The organism is Bacillus sp. SIMBA_026, from assembly GCF_046535335.1.
GTDB lineage: Bacteria > Bacillota > Bacilli > Bacillales > Bacillaceae > Bacillus > Bacillus velezensis.
Genome location: NZ_JAWRWX010000001.1, coordinates 980,610 through 995,339, shown reverse-complemented (window position 1 = coordinate 995,339; position 14,730 = coordinate 980,610). Strand labels below are relative to the sequence as shown.

The following is a 14,730-nucleotide window of genomic DNA, read 5'->3' as shown; positions in this document are numbered from 1 at the left end:
CTTTTTAAGTTGTGCTTGCTACCGTTCAATCACAGTCTCTTTGTTTACAAATGACAGAACCTCTTCTAGATAGGGAAGCCCTTCATTGTCACCGGAAACTGTGGTGACGAGCGCACCGACCGCATTGGCAAACTCCAGGCGTTTTTCCGGTTCAAAACCATGCAGATAACTGTACAGGTAGCCGGCATTAAAGCCGTCACCCGCTCCTACCGTGTCAACAGGCGCAACCGGGAAAGCCTCTTTGTGAACCCACTTATGATCATGATACAGCGCAGAACCTGCTTCACCGTCTTTTATGACGAGCTGACTGATTGAATAGGTCTCTGCAAACCGGGCTAATGCTTCATTTTCCCCTATACCTGTCAGCTGTTTCATTTCGTCCCGGCCCGCCAGAAGAATATCAGTATGCGGAAAGATTTGATGAAATGCCGCACGCGCCTCCTCAATCGTCCACAGCTTCAGCCTGATATTCGGATCAAAAGATACGGGAATCCCCCTTGCTTTGGCGATGGAAAGCACCCTTTCAGCAATTTCAAGGTTTTTCTTATCAAGCGCGAGGAACACACCGGTAAGATGAACGATGTGAATGCCGTCAAACATATTCTCTGTTATATCTTCCGGTGCAAGAGTCAGAATTGGTGAATTGAAACGGTAATAAAACGTCTTGCCTGAACCGTCATTTCTGATCTCTTTGACATTTAAAGATGTAGGAAAGCCTTCAACATAGGAGACGTCAGTCACATCAATTCCTTCTCCTCTGGCAAACTGATAAATCACTCTGCCGAACTCATCCTTCCCCAGTCTGCTGACCCACTTTGAGTGCAGATTCAACCTGGCGCATGCAATCGCAAAATTCAGTTCAGCTCCTCCTGCTTTTCGTTCAAAATGGGTAACAAAACGCAAAGGCCCTGTGCTTGCGGGATTTAAGGTGATCATCGCATCACCGATCGTAAAAATGCCATAATCAGAAGCCACATCAATACTCCTTTCTTTTAAGACTAAATCGGTTTGATAAACCGGTTTAGTAAAACTTTATATGAAAACCCTTACACACACAAGAGAAAAATACAGTAAATTCAAAAAAATCTATTTTCGGTAAAAATAACCCGGTTTTTCACATGAAAAAACCCCTCACAACAAAATGTAAGGGGTTTTTTGAAAATTGTATGCACGTTTCCTTAGTTAGCAGTCTTACGTTCAGGGCTTGTACCTTCTTCTTCCGCCCATGTTTCAATATGCTTGAGCTCCGGCGTATTCTCGGCTTTGAATACAGGATCAAGACCTTTTTTGCGCTGAGCGGCATAATCCTTATAGATCTTGTAGGCTACATTACTCAGCAGTAAGATTGCCACTAAGTTAATGAGAGCCAAGAGTCCCATAAACAAGTTTGCCATGTCCCAGACGATCTGGAAGTCAGCCAAACATCCGTATACCACCATCACTACGACGAATACGCGGTAAATATTAAGCCATGTTTTGCTTGTTTTAATAAATTCAATATTCGTTTCACCATAGTAATAGTTGCCGACGACTGAGCTGAATGCGAATAAAAACATCGCAATCGCAATAAATGTCGGCGCCCATCCGCCGAGGTGGTGCTGCAGTGCGGCTTGTGTCACTTGGATGCCGTCGCCTTTAGGCGTAAAGCTGTACAATAAAATGATAAAGGCAGTCGATGTACAAACGATAAATGTATCAAAAAACACGCCGAGCGTCTGAATTAATCCCTGCTTAGCCGGATGCGACACATGTGCAGCCGCTGCGGCATTCGGCGCGCTTCCCATACCCGCTTCGTTAGAAAACAGGCCGCGCTGCGCTCCGATAATAATGATGCTTCCTAAGCTTCCGCCGACGATCTGTTCAAGACCGAACGCATTTTTCACAATCGTAACAAACAGCTCAGGTACCGCTGTAATATTTACAATCACGACATACAACGCGATCAGAATATACATACCCGCCATGACCGGAACGATTAATTGCGAAACGGAAACAACACGTTTCAGACCGCCGAATATAATGAAAGCCGTTAATACAGCTAAAATGATTGCGATAACTGTTTTATTCACATGGAATGCTTCGTCAAACGCGACAGAAATCGTATTTGACTGCACGGCGTTAAAGATAAGTCCGAAAGAAACGGTAATCAATACGGCGAATAAAATACCGAGCCAGCGGGCGCCCAGTCCCTTTGCCATGTAATATGCCGGACCGCCGCGGAATTCGTCACCGGAACGCACTTTATACAGCTGCGCCAAGGTGCTTTCCACAAAGCTGGAAGCCATACCGACAATCGCTACGATCCACATCCAAAATACTGCGCCGGGACCGCCTGTTGCAATCGCCAGCGCGACGCCGGTCAAGTTTCCGGTTCCGACACGAGAAGCGGCTGAGATAAAGAATGCCTGCATTGAAGACACTCCTTTATTTCCTTGCGGCTTCTCCCCGACGATTCTGAACATTTCAATAAAGTATTGGAATTGAATAAAGCGAAAACGGAACGTAAAGTACAATCCGATCCCGACTAAAATATAAACAAGATACTTCCAAATAAAATCATTTGGAACATTTATGATTTCACTGATGAAAGCCTCCATGTTTAACCTCCCTTTTACATATCTTTTACTGTCATTTTTGCTGCATATGTTAGATCTTTTAACACAACGAGTATTATTATATCACAACAACAGTGGTTGAGAAGTTTTTTTAAGAAAATGTTTCGGTTTCTTCATCACGTCTTTTGCTGTCATGCCCCGTTTTTTATCTTACAGCCCGAAAAATGTTTTCACGTCATAAGGAATGCGTGCATATCATAACAAATAGGTCTTTAAGAAAAAAGAGATGAAAAGATGAATGGAATGGTATATACTTAACCAGGATAATAATTTTTTAAATTTAATAAATATGTTTACTTTACATTTAAATTAGGGTATTATAATAAAAATATTCAGACTTATGAAGGGGGGAGAACATTTGAAAAAAATCTTGTTTTTAAAAGCTTCTATTTTATTTTTAGCGATTGCAAGCTTTCATTTGCTCTCCATTCCCCATGCGTTTGATACTGCTCATCATTTTAAAGCGGTAGCCGACCAGCAGGAAATGCACGAAATGAAGGCCGGCCAAAATGCTGATGATGAGAAAAAATCGCTGACGGGCTCATATATCTTGACGGCGCTTTTTGCCGCTTCTGTCTCACTGATCGTGATATCAGACAGGAGACGCCCCGCTTCCCGGAGAAGACAGCGAAAGAAAAGCTTTTTAATCGCTAAATTTTATCAGTCCTCGTATTTCGATGAGCTTCATGTTCAACATCGCCTATCTATGTAACATAAAATGAGGAGGTTGTTAAACATGTTGTTTATCTTACGAATGGTGATTTTAGGGTTGTTTTCATTCACCGCATTGAATTTATTTGTATGGCAGGGAATCGAAGTCATTCACGCTATCACTGACTTATTCGGCAACCATGAAAGCTAAATAAAAAACCCCCGCTCAATGAGCGGAGGTTTTTTTTATTTATTTTTACTCTTAAACATCAGACGCGGGGATACGCCATACATCTGTTACCGGCCCTGTCTCATCTTCATCGGTAAAGAAGGAACCGTTGCTGTATCGGTCATTCGCCCGCAAGGACTTCACGGCGATTTCGATTCTCTCGCCTTTTTCTGTTTCCGCAGCGATCATGTCGGCCAAAGCGCACGCGAATACGCCGACAACACGATGCGGGTTCTTTTTAAGTTCACGCAGCATGATGACACCGCGCTTCGCTCTGGATGTTTTTTCGAATTCAGATAGGTTCATCCGCTTGATTGCTCCCCGCTGTGTGACGAGGATAAGCGAATCTGTCTCATGCAGGATTTGCCCTGATACGACGGTATCACCGTCTTTTAAATTTATGCCCTTTACGCCGGCCGCACGGGCACCGACTACATTTACTTCATCTTCACCGAACCATAAACCGTACCCGAGGCGGGTGGCGATAAACAGCTGGCTGCCGCCGTCTGTGACATGAACATCAATCAGCTCGTCGTCCCCTTTAAGGTTAAGGGCAACAAGCGCTTTCGAGTAACGCTGCGCTTTGTAATGCGTCATTTCAGTTCTTTTCACCATGCCGTTTTTCGTCATAAATAATAAATATGAAGATGGATCAAATTCTTTTACCGGTATAGCTTTCACGATGGTTTCATCACGGTCAATCGTGATGATGTTCGTTACGTGCTGCCCCATGTCTTTCCACCTGATATCAGGAAGCTGGTGAACCGGACAATAAACATAGCTTCCCTTATTGGTAAAGAGCAGGAGAACATCCGTTGTATTCATTTCAAATTGGTGAATCAGCCTGTCAGTATCCTTCATACCGAAATCCTGGCCGTTAGAAGCGGCAAATGACCGCTGGCTTGTTCGTTTTACATAGCCGTCTTTTGTGACTGTCACATATACGTCCTCAGAGGCAACCATGACTTCAAGATTGATTTTAATTTCCTCAATCTTTTCTTCAATGACAGACCGTCTGCTGTCAGCATAGGTCTTTTTCAATTTTTTCAGGCTGCTTGTAATGACTTTTAACAGCTTTTTATCATGACTTAAAATGGCTTCGAGCTCCTGAATTTTCTTGCTGAGCTCTTCCGCTTCCTCTTTTAACGCCGTAATATCCGTGTTTGTCAGACGATACAGCTGCAAGGATACGATCGCTTCGGCCTGCGGCTCCGTAAATGCGAATTTAGACATTAAGTTTTGCTTCGCATCTTTCTTGTCGCTGCTTGCCCGGATGACGGCTATGACCTCATCTAACACAGACAGTGCCTTCATCAATCCTTCAACGATGTGGTGCCGCTCTTTTGCTTTTTGCAATTCAAAGACGGAGCGGTTTGTCACCACTTCCTTCTGATGGGAAATATACGCATCCAGGATGGCCGTAAGACTCATCAGCATCGGCCGGCGGTTATGTATGGCGACCATATTAAAGTTATATGTTGTCTGCAGATCAGTGTTTTTATATAAGAAGTTCAAAATGCCTTTTGCATCGGCTTCTTTCTTTAACTCAACGACCACCCGAAGCCCCGTGCGGTCAGTTTCATCCCGGACTTCAGAAATGCCTTCGACTTTTTTGTCTATGCGGTATTCGTCCATTTTCTTTACGAGATTGGCTTTGTTTACTTCAAACGGAATTTCTGTAATGACGATCTGCTCCCGTCCGCCTCTTACGGATTCCACTTCAGCCTTGCCGCGGATAATAATTTTGCCTTTACCGGTTTCATAAGCCTTCCGAATGCCGTCGACTCCTTGAATAATGCCTCCTGTCGGAAAGTCAGGCCCTTTAATCACCTGCATCAAGTCATCGACGGTGCAATCCGGAGATTCAATCCGTTTAATGACGGCATCAATGACCTCACCCAGATGATGAGGGGGAATATCAGTCGCATAGCCCGCTGAAATCCCGGTTGATCCGTTGACAAGCAAGTTAGGGAACATGGCGGGCAAAACAACCGGTTCTTTACTAGTGTCATCAAAGTTCGGAACGAATTCAACCGTATTTTTATCAATATCACGCAAAAGCTCTGACGCGATAGAAGATAATCTCGCTTCCGTATAACGCATGGCAGCCGGCGGATCACCGTCAATGCTTCCGTTGTTGCCGTGCATCTCAATCAGCACATTCCGCACTTTCCAATCCTGGCTCATCCGCACCATCGCTTCATAAACGGAACTATCACCGTGCGGATGATAATTACCGATAACGTTTCCGACCGTTTTTGCCGCTTTACGGAAATTTTTATCGAATGTATTTCCGTCTGCGTGCATGGCGTATAAAATTCTCCGCTGCACCGGCTTTAAACCGTCACGAGCGTCGGGCAGCGCCCTGTCTTGAATAATGTATTTACTGTAGCGTCCGAAACGGTCGCCGATTACTTCTTCTAACGGTAAATCATGAAATAATTCTGGCTGTGCCACTATTAAACCTCCTCAGCGACCGACAAGTTTTCATTTTCTAAAATATTGCTTTCCTCATCTAATCCGAAGGCAACATTCTTTTCAATCCATTTTCTTCTCGGTTCTACTTTGTCTCCCATTAATGTCGTTACACGGCGCTCTACCCGTGCCGCATCGTCGATCTTGACTCTGACGAGCGTTCGCGATTCGGGATTCATCGTCGTTTCCCAGAGCTGGTCTGCGTTCATTTCTCCCAGACCTTTATAGCGCTGGATGGTATACCCTTTGCCGACTTTCTTTAAAACGCCGTCCATTTCTTCGTCGGACCAAGCATATTCAATAATCTCTTTCTTGCCGCTTCCTTTGCTCACTTTGTAAAGAGGCGGAAGGGCGATGAAGACTTTTCCGTGCTCGATTAAAGGTTTCATATAGCGGTAGAAAAACGTTAACAGCAAGACTTGAATGTGCGCGCCGTCGGTATCTGCGTCCGTCATGATGATGATCTTGTCATAGTTGATGTCGTCTATATCAAAATCTGCGCCGACTCCTCCGCCGATCGCATGAATAATCGTATTGATTTCTTCATTTTTGAAGATGTCTGCAAGCTTTGCTTTCTCTGTGTTGATGACCTTTCCGCGAAGGGGCAGCACGGCTTGGAATTTCCGGTCTCTTCCCTGTTTTGCAGAGCCTCCCGCAGAGTCTCCCTCCACAAGATACAATTCATTCTTCGCCGGATTTCTGGAACCGGCCGGTGTGAGTTTTCCGCTCAGCGTCGCTTCTGATTTTTTGCGCTTTTTGCCGCTTCTCGCTTCTTCTCTCGCTTTACGTGCCGCTTCACGGGCCTGGCTTGCTTTAATCGCTTTTTTGACAAGCAGGGTTGCCGTATCGCGGTTTTCTTCCAAGAAATAAGCAAGATTCTCGGAAATGACGGCATCCGCGGCGGATCTCGCCTCACTTGTGCCGAGCTTCCCTTTCGTCTGGCCTTCAAATTGCAGCAGTTCCTCCGGGATACGCACGGAAATGATTGCGGACAAACCTTCCCTGATATCGGCGCCTTCAAGGTTCTTGTCTTTCTCTTTTAAAAGGGCGACCTTTCGCGCATACTCGTTAAACGCTCTTGTCATTGCCGTTTTGGCTCCTGATTCGTGGGTGCCGCCGTCCTTTGTTCTGACGTTATTAACGAATGACAGCATATTTTCTGAATACCCGTCATTAAACTGAAACGCGAAATCGACTTCAATGTCATGATGCTCGCCTTCAAAGGAAACCACTTCGCACAAAGCGTCTTTTTCCTCGTTTAAATAAGCGACAAATGCTTCAATTCCGTTCTCATAATAAAATACTTCTTTTACGCCGTTCCGTTCATCAATTAATTCTATTTTCAAACCTTTTAACAAGAAAGCCGATTCGCGCAGGCGTTCTGACAGCGTGTCAAAATTATAAACCGTTGCGCTGAACATTGACGGATCAGGTTTAAAATGGGTAAGCGTTCCCGTTTTTTTGGTCGTTCCGATTTTTTCAAGTGAAGTCACGGGCTTGCCGCCGTTTTCAAACCGCTGTTTATAAACATATCCGTCACGCTCAATAGTAACCGTCAGCCACTCCGATAATGCGTTTACGACAGATGCGCCGACACCATGCAGACCGCCGCTTGTTTTATAGCCGCCCTGTCCGAACTTCCCCCCGGCATGCAGCACGGTGAAAATAACTTCCGGCGTCGGCTTTCCGAGCTTATGCATCCCGGTCGGCATTCCGCGTCCTCTGTCCTGTACAGAGATGCTGTTGTCCTTATGTATCGTTACGATAATATGATCTCCGTAGCCGGCAAGAACTTCATCGACGGAATTGTCGACGATCTCATATACCAGATGGTGCAGGCCGCGTGCGTCCGTCGAACCGATGTACATTCCCGGTCGTTTTCTGACGGCTTCCAGGCCTTCAAGCACCTGTATGGCATCTTCGTTGTAATCAAATTGCTGTTTTCTAGCCAAACGTACAAACCCCTTTCAAAAAACCTGCTCTTAATCATTCTCTTTTTTAACTGTTTTCATGTCTTTGTTTTTCAGTATGCGCAAGCTTCGGTCCAATTCTCCTCGGACTCACAATTATAACCAATATGCTTGATTTCGCAACATATTTAAGCGAATGGCTCGTTTTTTAGGCCGCAAGACATACATTCGAACGGCTTTTCATCTTTTTGGTGCCCTTTTCGGCGGATAAGAACATGAGTTCGCTTTCTATTATATAGCTTTATGCGGGCCATCGCAAACAGACTGTAAACCCCTGTATAAAGGGGTTTCTAAAAAAGCTGTTCATGCTTTATTGTATCTGTTTCATCATCATACGCAAAGAGTATTCTTTCAATAAAAAAGCAAAAACCCCTGATTCGCCAAGGATTTTTGCCTTTTTTGTTCCTATTTTATAACAGCGCGGGCGACTTTTATACATAAATCCATAACAGCCGTCCGTCCTTTGTCTGTAATCATGCGATACGCTTCTTCATTTGCAAGACCCTGCTGCGCCCAAAAAACGGGAGCGTCCGTCTGTAAAAATTCTTCAGCGACGCCGGGAAGCTGCTCAGAGCGTCTGAACACATTCACGATATCAATCGGTCCTTCCACGTCTTTTAATGAAGCGACGGCTTTAACGCCAAGCGCCTCATCAATCGTTGGATTGACGGGAATAATTTCATACCCTTCATCCTGCATCGCTTTGGAAACCATGTAAGAAGTCCGGTCGGGACGGTCTGACAGCCCGACGACTGCGATCCGTTTGCTCCGGTCCAGAATTTCTTTAATCTCTGATTTTGAAGGATTTTGCATCTTTACCATCTCCTTTTGATATATTGTACATGACCGCTTCGCCGGAATCAAAAAAAGCGCTTTGTCAGCTTAATTCTCAAAAAAACTTGTCATCAGACGGTAACAACTCGTGTTAAAATAAAGTGAAGGGACATTGAAAAGGAGAAATGTAGATGTTGATTGCTTTATTGATTATTTTGGCCTATGTAATAGGCAGCATCCCGTCAGGTTTAATCGTAGGCAAACTTGCGAAAGGGATCGATATTAGAGAACACGGAAGCGGCAATTTGGGCGCTACAAATGCTTTTCGCACGCTTGGCGTTAAAGCGGGATCTGTCGTCGTCGCAGCCGATATTTTAAAAGGCACCCTGGCCGCGGCGCTCCCATATTTACTGCACGTCCCCATTCATCCTCTTCTCGCAGGGGTGGCAGCAGTGATCGGCCATGTATTCCCCGTGTTCGCAAAGTTTAAAGGAGGCAAAGCCGTAGCCACATCAGGGGGAGTCCTGCTGTTTTATGCTCCGCTGTTATTCGTTACGATGGTTGCAGTATTTTTCGTATTTTTATTCCTTACGAAATTTGTTTCTCTGTCTTCAATGTTAACAGGGATTTATACGATTATTTACTGTCTGTTTGTAAAAGACCCTTATTTATTAATCGTAGTGACGCTGTTGACCGCGTTTGTTATCTACAGACACAGGGCAAACATCAAACGGATTATAAACAAAACAGAGCCGAAGATCAAATGGTTTTGATGAAACTTCAATTTTGACATCAAAATGCCATATGCGTTTATAATAGAGATAATTTCTTTATATGAGAAACAAAAAGGGAGTGTTCCGGATGAACATGAAAGTAACGAAAGGCGCGCTGGATTGGTACAAAGAAGAGCTCGATCTGGAAACAGGCGATCATGTCCGTTTCTTTGTCCGTTACGGGGGATGCAGCAACGTTCAGAAAGGCTTTTCTCTCGGCATTTTAAAAGACCGGCCGATGAACATCGGCACCAGCACGGAAGTTGAAGGCATTACCTTTTTTATTGAAGAAAGCGACTTATGGTACTTTGATAATCATGATTTGTCAGTCACATATTCAGATCAGGCAGAAGAGCCGGTATTTGATTACGTGTAAAAAAAAGAACGCAGCGGATGCGTTCTTTTTTTTACAGCCTGAACCTTTTGAGATGATCAGTCAGATGTTCTTTTTCTAATATGCTTCTTTGCGTATCACCGAGCAGGTCAAAGTGGGGAAATTCATTTTTATGGTGAATCCACTCCGGCTTCAGCCCGTACTCCGCTCCCCATCTGATCAGTTTATTGAGATCGCTTGAACCGGCCTTCGTCACGGTCTTAGCCTCCGGAAAGCGGTCGTCCAGCCAGTAATGCGTTAAAAAAGCGATTTTCCCTTCCGATACATCCCGCTTCCACCTTTCCAGTTCCTTACGCGTAATTCCAAATGCCATAACTGCAGCCGCTCCTTATTTTTTTGCCTTTTCGTAAGCGGCATGCCAATCAGGAAAAGCCTTGCGAAACTGAATCGGTTTGAAGCTCTCTTTATCAACGCATATATGAGAGGATGTCGCTTTGATGGCAAGTTCTTGATCCGGATTATAGATGTGGTAGCCGTAAACGGTTTTAAATCCGTTATATTCTTCAATCCAAGTATGTACGACAGCCGTTTCTCCGTAGCGGAGCGGCTTTTTATAAGAAATGCTGATATCCAATACAGGGGACAGCACTCCTCTATCTTCCATATCCTTGTAAAGGAATCCGAGTTCCTTAATCAGCGCCGTTCTGCCGACCTCCATCCAGACTAAGTAATTGGCATGATAGACGATGCCCATTTGATCTGTTTCCGCATAACGCACTTCTATTTCTTTTTTTGACACATGCAACGTTCTCTGCTCCCTTATTATCAGATTAGCCCCATTTTATCACAACGAGCCGGAAAGAGAAAAAAACCAGGTTTCCCTGGTTTTTATTATGATTGATAGCCGTTTTCTCTTGCAGCCGATTCATCCTGGATTTCACTGCGGAACGATTCAATGCTTTCATTGCGTCTGGCATTCTTCTCTTGAATGCGCTGTTTTTCCTCATCTGTCGCAAATTCCATTGATTCTTTGGCTTCTTCTATATTCTCAATTGTATTCTGCACCATATCCTGCAGCTTTTCAACGTTATCGGAGCGGTCATCCGGATTCGGTTTTTGATAATTGTTTGTCATAATGTCTGCTCTCCTTTGATGATGTTATTCGCCTTTCGTCTGCATGACAATCGGATGTCCGTTTGACTTGTCATGAAACTTTTCCCCTTTGTTGCGTTTATATTTAACGGGTTTTGTCCCTAAGTGGCTCGGAGCGTATTGCGGCTGGCCGTCTTTCTTGTTTATGCCCATGTTCATCCCTCCTTAAGAGTATATTTTGCAAAAGGAGGTTCAAACATGACTGCAAATTAAAGGTTATTTTTGTTTGAACCGCTGCTCCAGCTTTTCTTCAAGCTGATTCAAATATTCCGTATTGGTCATCAGCTCACGTTTATTTTCCATAACCAATTCATGAAAAGAACGTTTTCGCATTTTTTTCAATCTTCTCACCTCCGTGTTTTCATTCATTTTTTCCAATTTTTCAAAACCTAAGCCCTTCACAATAAAAAAACTGAACCTCTATTTGAGATCCAGTTTTTCTTTCATTTCTTTTTTTGTCATCGTGCCTACGCGAATGTGCTGAATGGTTCCTTTTTCGTCTAATATGTATGTTGTCGGATAAGAAAGCACGTTGAAATCTCCATTAATTCCGCTTTTGTCAATCAGAATAGGAAATGTCAGCTGATAATGATCAGCAAATGATTTAACAGCCTGTATATTTTTTTCAGAGGATGTAAAATTAACGGCTGCTACTGCAATATCAGGATATTCTTTCTGCAGCTCCTGCATATCGGGCATTTCCATTCGGCACGGCTTGCACCACGTCGCCCAGAAATTGAGGAGCACTTTTTTTCCTTTATAATCAGAAAGGGAGATGCTTTTTCCTGACAATGTATCAAGTGTAAAGTCAGGGGCTTTCATCCCTTCTTCTGTCCCTTCTTTCGGACTTTTTTGTACAGAATAAATGTTCCAGCCCGCATACACTAACAACCCGATAAGTAACATTCCGCCCAGCCATTTCGCAAGCATCTCAAGGCCTCCCGCATAAAAAGAGAGAAAGCAGACTGCTTTCTCTCCTTTGTTCATTCTGCTACTGTTTCATTTTATCGCGAAGCACCATTTGTAAAATGCCGCCGTGGCGATAGTAATCAATTTCCACTTCACTGTCAAAACGGACAACGACTTCAAATGTTTTTACCGTACCGTCTTCACTGATTGCTCTGACAGTCAGCAAGTCACGCGGACGTACAGATTCATCAACATCCACCTCGATGACTTCCTTACCGGTTAAGCCGAGTGTATCCGCGTTTTCACCCTGTTTGAACTGGAGCGGCAGCACACCCATAAAGACGAGGTTGCTTCTGTGAATTCTTTCAAAGCTTTCGGCAATGACTGTTCTGATGCCGAGCAGGTTTGTTCCTTTTGCAGCCCAGTCACGTGAAGAGCCCATTCCGTAATCTTTTCCGGCCAGGACGACAAGGCCCGTTTTATCTTCTTTATACCGCATGCAGGCATCATAAATAGATGTCACTTTCCCGGTAGGCCAATGTGTTGTGTATCCGCCTTCTGTACCCGGTGCGATTTGGTTTTTAATGCGGATATTGGCGAATGTTCCTCTCATCATAACTTCATGGTTTCCGCGGCGTGAGCCGTAAGAGTTAAAGTCACGAGGAGAAACGCCTTTTTCCTGCAGGTATTTGCCCGCCGGTGTGTCTTTTCCGATCGCTCCGGCCGGAGAAATGTGGTCAGTCGTTACGGAATCGCCGAATTTGCCGACAACGCGAAGTCCTCTTAAAGGCTCAACTTTTCCCGGCTCTACTGACATTTCCTCAAAGAACGGCGGGTTTTGAATGTAAGTGGAATCCTGATCCCACTTGTACAGCGCTTCATCCGTCGTTTCGATTTCGTTCCAGCGCTGGTTGTCGTCAAATACCGTTTCATACTCTTTGCGGAATAATTCCGGCGTAACAGTCTGTTTGACGAGAGAATTGATTTCATCCATGGACGGCCAGATGTCATCGAAATAAACATTTTGTCCGTCATTTCCGACACCGATCGGATCCGTTTTCAGGTTGATATTCACAGTGCCTGCTAATGCGTATGCGACAACAAGCGGAGGTGACGCAAGGTAGTTTCCTTTGACAAGCGGATGGATCCGGCCTTCAAAGTTTCTGTTACCCGACAAGACAGAAGTGATCAAGAGATCATTTTTAGCAACCGCTTCTTCAATCTCTGGAGAAAGCGGGCCGGAGTTCCCGATACATGTCGTACAGCCATACCCTACGAGGTTAAAGCCGAGCTCCTTCATGTAAGGAAGCAGGCCCGAGTTGACTAAGTATCCAGTAACAACCTTAGACCCCGGTGCAAGTGATGTTTTAACATAATTCGGCACTTTCAAGCCTAATTCTACCGCTTTTTTGGCTACCAATCCGGCACCGATTAATACAAAAGGGTTTGATGTATTCGTACAGCTTGTAATAGCGGCGATTGCAATCGCCCCTGTTTTCATAACCGCATCTTCACCGCTGTTAAGTTTAAATGAAATTTCTTTGTTCTCTTCAGCAGCATCCGCTCCGAATCCTTGGTTGCCGGCCGGGCTGACAAGATGTTTTTTAAACGTTTCCTGCATAACGGAAAGCGGGATTAAATCCTGCGGACGTTTCGGTCCTGAAAGGTTCGCTTCGATTTTTGACAGATCAATTTCCACAACGTCTGTAAAAATCGGCTCTTCCGCGTCAGGCGTATAGAATAAACCGTTGTTGCGGCAGTATGCTTCCACAATATCGATCTGCTCTTCTTCACGGCCGGTCAGACGCAGGTAAGAAAGTGCTTCCTCGTCAACCGGGAAGAATCCGCAAGTCGCTCCGTATTCCGGCGCCATATTGGCAATAGTCGCACGATCCGCAAGCGGAAGCTCAGCAACACCAGGACCGAAGAATTCAACAAATTTATTGACTACACCTTTTTCGCGCAGCACTTGAGTGACTTTCAGCGCCAAGTCAGTCGCCGTCGTTCCATTAGGCAATTTTCCGACAAGTTTCGCACCGATGACCTCAGGAACAGGGAAATATGAAGGCTGGCCGAGCATTCCCGCTTCCGCCTCAATACCGCCGACACCCCAGCCGAGGACGCCGATTCCGTTAATCATTGTTGTATGGGAATCTGTTCCCACCAATGTATCAGGATATGTCACAAGTTCTCCGTCTTCCTCTTTCGTATGAACGACACTTGCCAAAAACTCAAGGTTTACCTGGTGAACGATACCTGTTGCAGGCGGAACGGCCTGATAATTGTTAAACGCTTTCTTTGCCCAGCTTAAAAATTTATAACGTTCTGCATTTCTTTCGAATTCTAAGTCCATATTAATGGCTAACGCGTCTTCCGTACCGGCTTTGTCGACTTGTACGGAGTGGTCAATGACCAGGTCAACCGGAATTTCAGGATTGATTTTATCAGGGTCTCCGCCGACAGAGGCCATGGCTTTTCTTAAAGATGCCAGGTCAACTACGGCCGGAACACCGGTAAAGTCCTGTAGAATAACCCGTGACGGTTTAAACGGCACATCGATATCTTTTAATTCAGCAGTACCCCATCTTGCTAAATTTTCAACATGTTCTTTTGTAATGACGCGTCCGTCTACCTGACGCAAAACGGATTCCAAAAGAACCTTAATAGAATAAGGAAGTTTTGAAACATTGCCGACCCCTGCGTCTTCCAATGCTTTTAATGAATAGTAGTTGTATGTTTTCCCATTTGAAGAAAATGTTTTTCTTGCTTGGAAAACGTCTTGTGTTGCGACTTTTTGCTGATTTGTCATTCTCCAAAATCCCCCTTCAATGATCAAGATCGTTCTTTA

At 44.6% G+C, this 14,730-nt stretch carries 16 protein-coding genes; 4 read left to right on the top strand and 12 right to left on the bottom strand.

Going from position 1 to position 14,730, the window contains the following annotated elements:
* Window positions 1–18: 18 nt before the first annotated feature.
* Together SB847_RS04780 and SB847_RS04775 are read right to left on the bottom strand one after the other, a co-directional pair.
* Entirely contained in the window at window positions 19–975 is a 957-nt protein-coding gene (locus tag SB847_RS04780; protein WP_327943183.1) for a sugar kinase, read from the bottom strand.
* 203 nt (window positions 976–1,178) lie between these two features.
* Complete coding sequence (locus SB847_RS04775; RefSeq protein WP_007410311.1) at window positions 1,179–2,597, bottom strand: alanine/glycine:cation symporter family protein; 1,419 nt, start codon at window positions 2,595–2,597, stop codon at window positions 1,179–1,181.
* 376 nt (window positions 2,598–2,973) lie between these two features.
* Here SB847_RS04775 and SB847_RS04770 point away from each other — a divergent pair, with 376 nt between their 5' ends.
* Together SB847_RS04770 and SB847_RS04765 are read left to right on the top strand one after the other, a co-directional pair.
* On the top strand, window positions 2,974–3,327 hold the full coding sequence (locus tag SB847_RS04770) for a hypothetical protein (RefSeq protein ID WP_003153956.1): 354 nt from the start codon (window positions 2,974–2,976) through the stop codon (window positions 3,325–3,327).
* Between the two features lie 24 nt (window positions 3,328–3,351).
* Complete coding sequence (locus SB847_RS04765; RefSeq protein WP_007410313.1) at window positions 3,352–3,477, top strand: hypothetical protein; 126 nt, start codon at window positions 3,352–3,354, stop codon at window positions 3,475–3,477.
* Between the two features lie 51 nt (window positions 3,478–3,528).
* Here the strand turns inward: SB847_RS04765 and parC are convergent, their stop codons facing one another.
* The 3 genes from parC to SB847_RS04750 form a co-directional block, all read right to left on the bottom strand.
* Window positions 3,529–5,952 carry a DNA topoisomerase IV subunit A gene (gene parC, locus SB847_RS04760; protein WP_032875056.1) on the bottom strand — a complete coding sequence of 808 codons (2,424 nt, stop codon included), beginning with the start codon at window positions 5,950–5,952 and terminating at the stop codon, window positions 3,529–3,531.
* Between the two features lie 2 nt (window positions 5,953–5,954).
* Window positions 5,955–7,922 carry a DNA topoisomerase IV subunit B gene (gene parE, locus SB847_RS04755; protein WP_014305073.1) on the bottom strand — a complete coding sequence of 656 codons (1,968 nt, stop codon included), beginning with the start codon at window positions 7,920–7,922 and terminating at the stop codon, window positions 5,955–5,957.
* Between the two features lie 423 nt (window positions 7,923–8,345).
* Window positions 8,346–8,753, bottom strand: coding sequence for a CoA-binding protein (locus SB847_RS04750; RefSeq protein ID WP_007410316.1), 408 nt, complete (start codon window positions 8,751–8,753; stop codon window positions 8,346–8,348).
* A 152-nt stretch (window positions 8,754–8,905) separates the two neighbouring features.
* Between SB847_RS04750 and plsY the strand changes: the two genes are divergently transcribed.
* Window positions 8,906–9,487 carry a glycerol-3-phosphate 1-O-acyltransferase PlsY gene (gene plsY, locus SB847_RS04745; protein WP_007611761.1) on the top strand — a complete coding sequence of 194 codons (582 nt, stop codon included), beginning with the start codon at window positions 8,906–8,908 and terminating at the stop codon, window positions 9,485–9,487.
* Between the two features lie 88 nt (window positions 9,488–9,575).
* On the top strand, window positions 9,576–9,863 hold the full coding sequence (locus tag SB847_RS04740; protein ID WP_007410318.1) for a HesB/YadR/YfhF family protein: 288 nt from the start codon (window positions 9,576–9,578) through the stop codon (window positions 9,861–9,863).
* 31 nt (window positions 9,864–9,894) lie between these two features.
* Here the strand turns inward: SB847_RS04740 and SB847_RS04735 are convergent, their stop codons facing one another.
* The 7 genes from SB847_RS04735 to acnA all read right to left on the bottom strand — a co-directional run bounded on the left by SB847_RS04735 (window position 9,895) and on the right by acnA (window position 14,691).
* Window positions 9,895–10,194: a hypothetical protein gene (locus SB847_RS04735; protein ID WP_007410319.1), complete on the bottom strand. Its 300-nt coding sequence runs from the start codon at window positions 10,192–10,194 to the stop codon at window positions 9,895–9,897.
* Between the two features lie 15 nt (window positions 10,195–10,209).
* Window positions 10,210–10,626 (bottom strand): YbgC/FadM family acyl-CoA thioesterase, encoded by a 417-nt coding sequence (locus tag SB847_RS04730; RefSeq protein ID WP_003153973.1) that lies wholly within the window; start codon window positions 10,624–10,626, stop codon window positions 10,210–10,212.
* Between the two features lie 86 nt (window positions 10,627–10,712).
* Window positions 10,713–10,955 carry a small acid-soluble spore protein Tlp gene (tlp, locus tag SB847_RS04725; protein WP_007410320.1) on the bottom strand — a complete coding sequence of 81 codons (243 nt, stop codon included), beginning with the start codon at window positions 10,953–10,955 and terminating at the stop codon, window positions 10,713–10,715.
* Between the two features lie 24 nt (window positions 10,956–10,979).
* Entirely contained in the window at window positions 10,980–11,126 is a 147-nt protein-coding gene (locus tag SB847_RS04720; protein WP_003153977.1) for an acid-soluble spore protein N, read from the bottom strand.
* A gap of 63 nt (window positions 11,127–11,189) precedes the next feature.
* Window positions 11,190–11,315 carry an FbpB family small basic protein gene (locus tag SB847_RS04715; RefSeq protein ID WP_012117651.1) on the bottom strand — a complete coding sequence of 42 codons (126 nt, stop codon included), beginning with the start codon at window positions 11,313–11,315 and terminating at the stop codon, window positions 11,190–11,192.
* A 78-nt stretch (window positions 11,316–11,393) separates the two neighbouring features.
* Window positions 11,394–11,903, bottom strand: a complete 510-nt coding sequence (locus tag SB847_RS04710; RefSeq protein ID WP_003153980.1) for a TlpA family protein disulfide reductase — start codon at window positions 11,901–11,903, stop codon at window positions 11,394–11,396.
* A 61-nt stretch (window positions 11,904–11,964) separates the two neighbouring features.
* Complete coding sequence (acnA, locus tag SB847_RS04705; protein WP_032875049.1) at window positions 11,965–14,691, bottom strand: aconitate hydratase AcnA; 2,727 nt, start codon at window positions 14,689–14,691, stop codon at window positions 11,965–11,967.
* Window positions 14,692–14,730 lie beyond the last annotated feature (39 nt).

What these genes read in the sequence shown, in the direction of transcription:
- SB847_RS04740 (WP_007410318.1), top strand. Translation starts at nt 9,576, where the DNA reads ATGAACATGAAAGTAACGAAAGGCGCGCTGGATTGGTACAAAGAAGAG.
- acnA (WP_032875049.1), bottom strand. Translation starts at nt 14,691, where the DNA reads ATGACAAATCAGCAAAAAGTCGCAACACAAGACGTTTTCCAAGCAAGA.
- SB847_RS04710 (WP_003153980.1), bottom strand. Translation starts at nt 11,903, where the DNA reads ATGCTTGCGAAATGGCTGGGCGGAATGTTACTTATCGGGTTGTTAGTG.
- tlp (WP_007410320.1), bottom strand. Translation starts at nt 10,955, where the DNA reads ATGACAAACAATTATCAAAAACCGAATCCGGATGACCGCTCCGATAAC.
- SB847_RS04735 (WP_007410319.1), bottom strand. Translation starts at nt 10,194, where the DNA reads ATGGCATTTGGAATTACGCGTAAGGAACTGGAAAGGTGGAAGCGGGAT.
- SB847_RS04750 (WP_007410316.1), bottom strand. Translation starts at nt 8,753, where the DNA reads ATGCAAAATCCTTCAAAATCAGAGATTAAAGAAATTCTGGACCGGAGC.
- plsY (WP_007611761.1), top strand. Translation starts at nt 8,906, where the DNA reads ATGTTGATTGCTTTATTGATTATTTTGGCCTATGTAATAGGCAGCATC.
- SB847_RS04775 (WP_007410311.1), bottom strand. Translation starts at nt 2,597, where the DNA reads ATGGAGGCTTTCATCAGTGAAATCATAAATGTTCCAAATGATTTTATT.
- SB847_RS04765 (WP_007410313.1), top strand. Translation starts at nt 3,352, where the DNA reads ATGTTGTTTATCTTACGAATGGTGATTTTAGGGTTGTTTTCATTCACC.
- SB847_RS04720 (WP_003153977.1), bottom strand. Translation starts at nt 11,126, where the DNA reads ATGGGCATAAACAAGAAAGACGGCCAGCCGCAATACGCTCCGAGCCAC.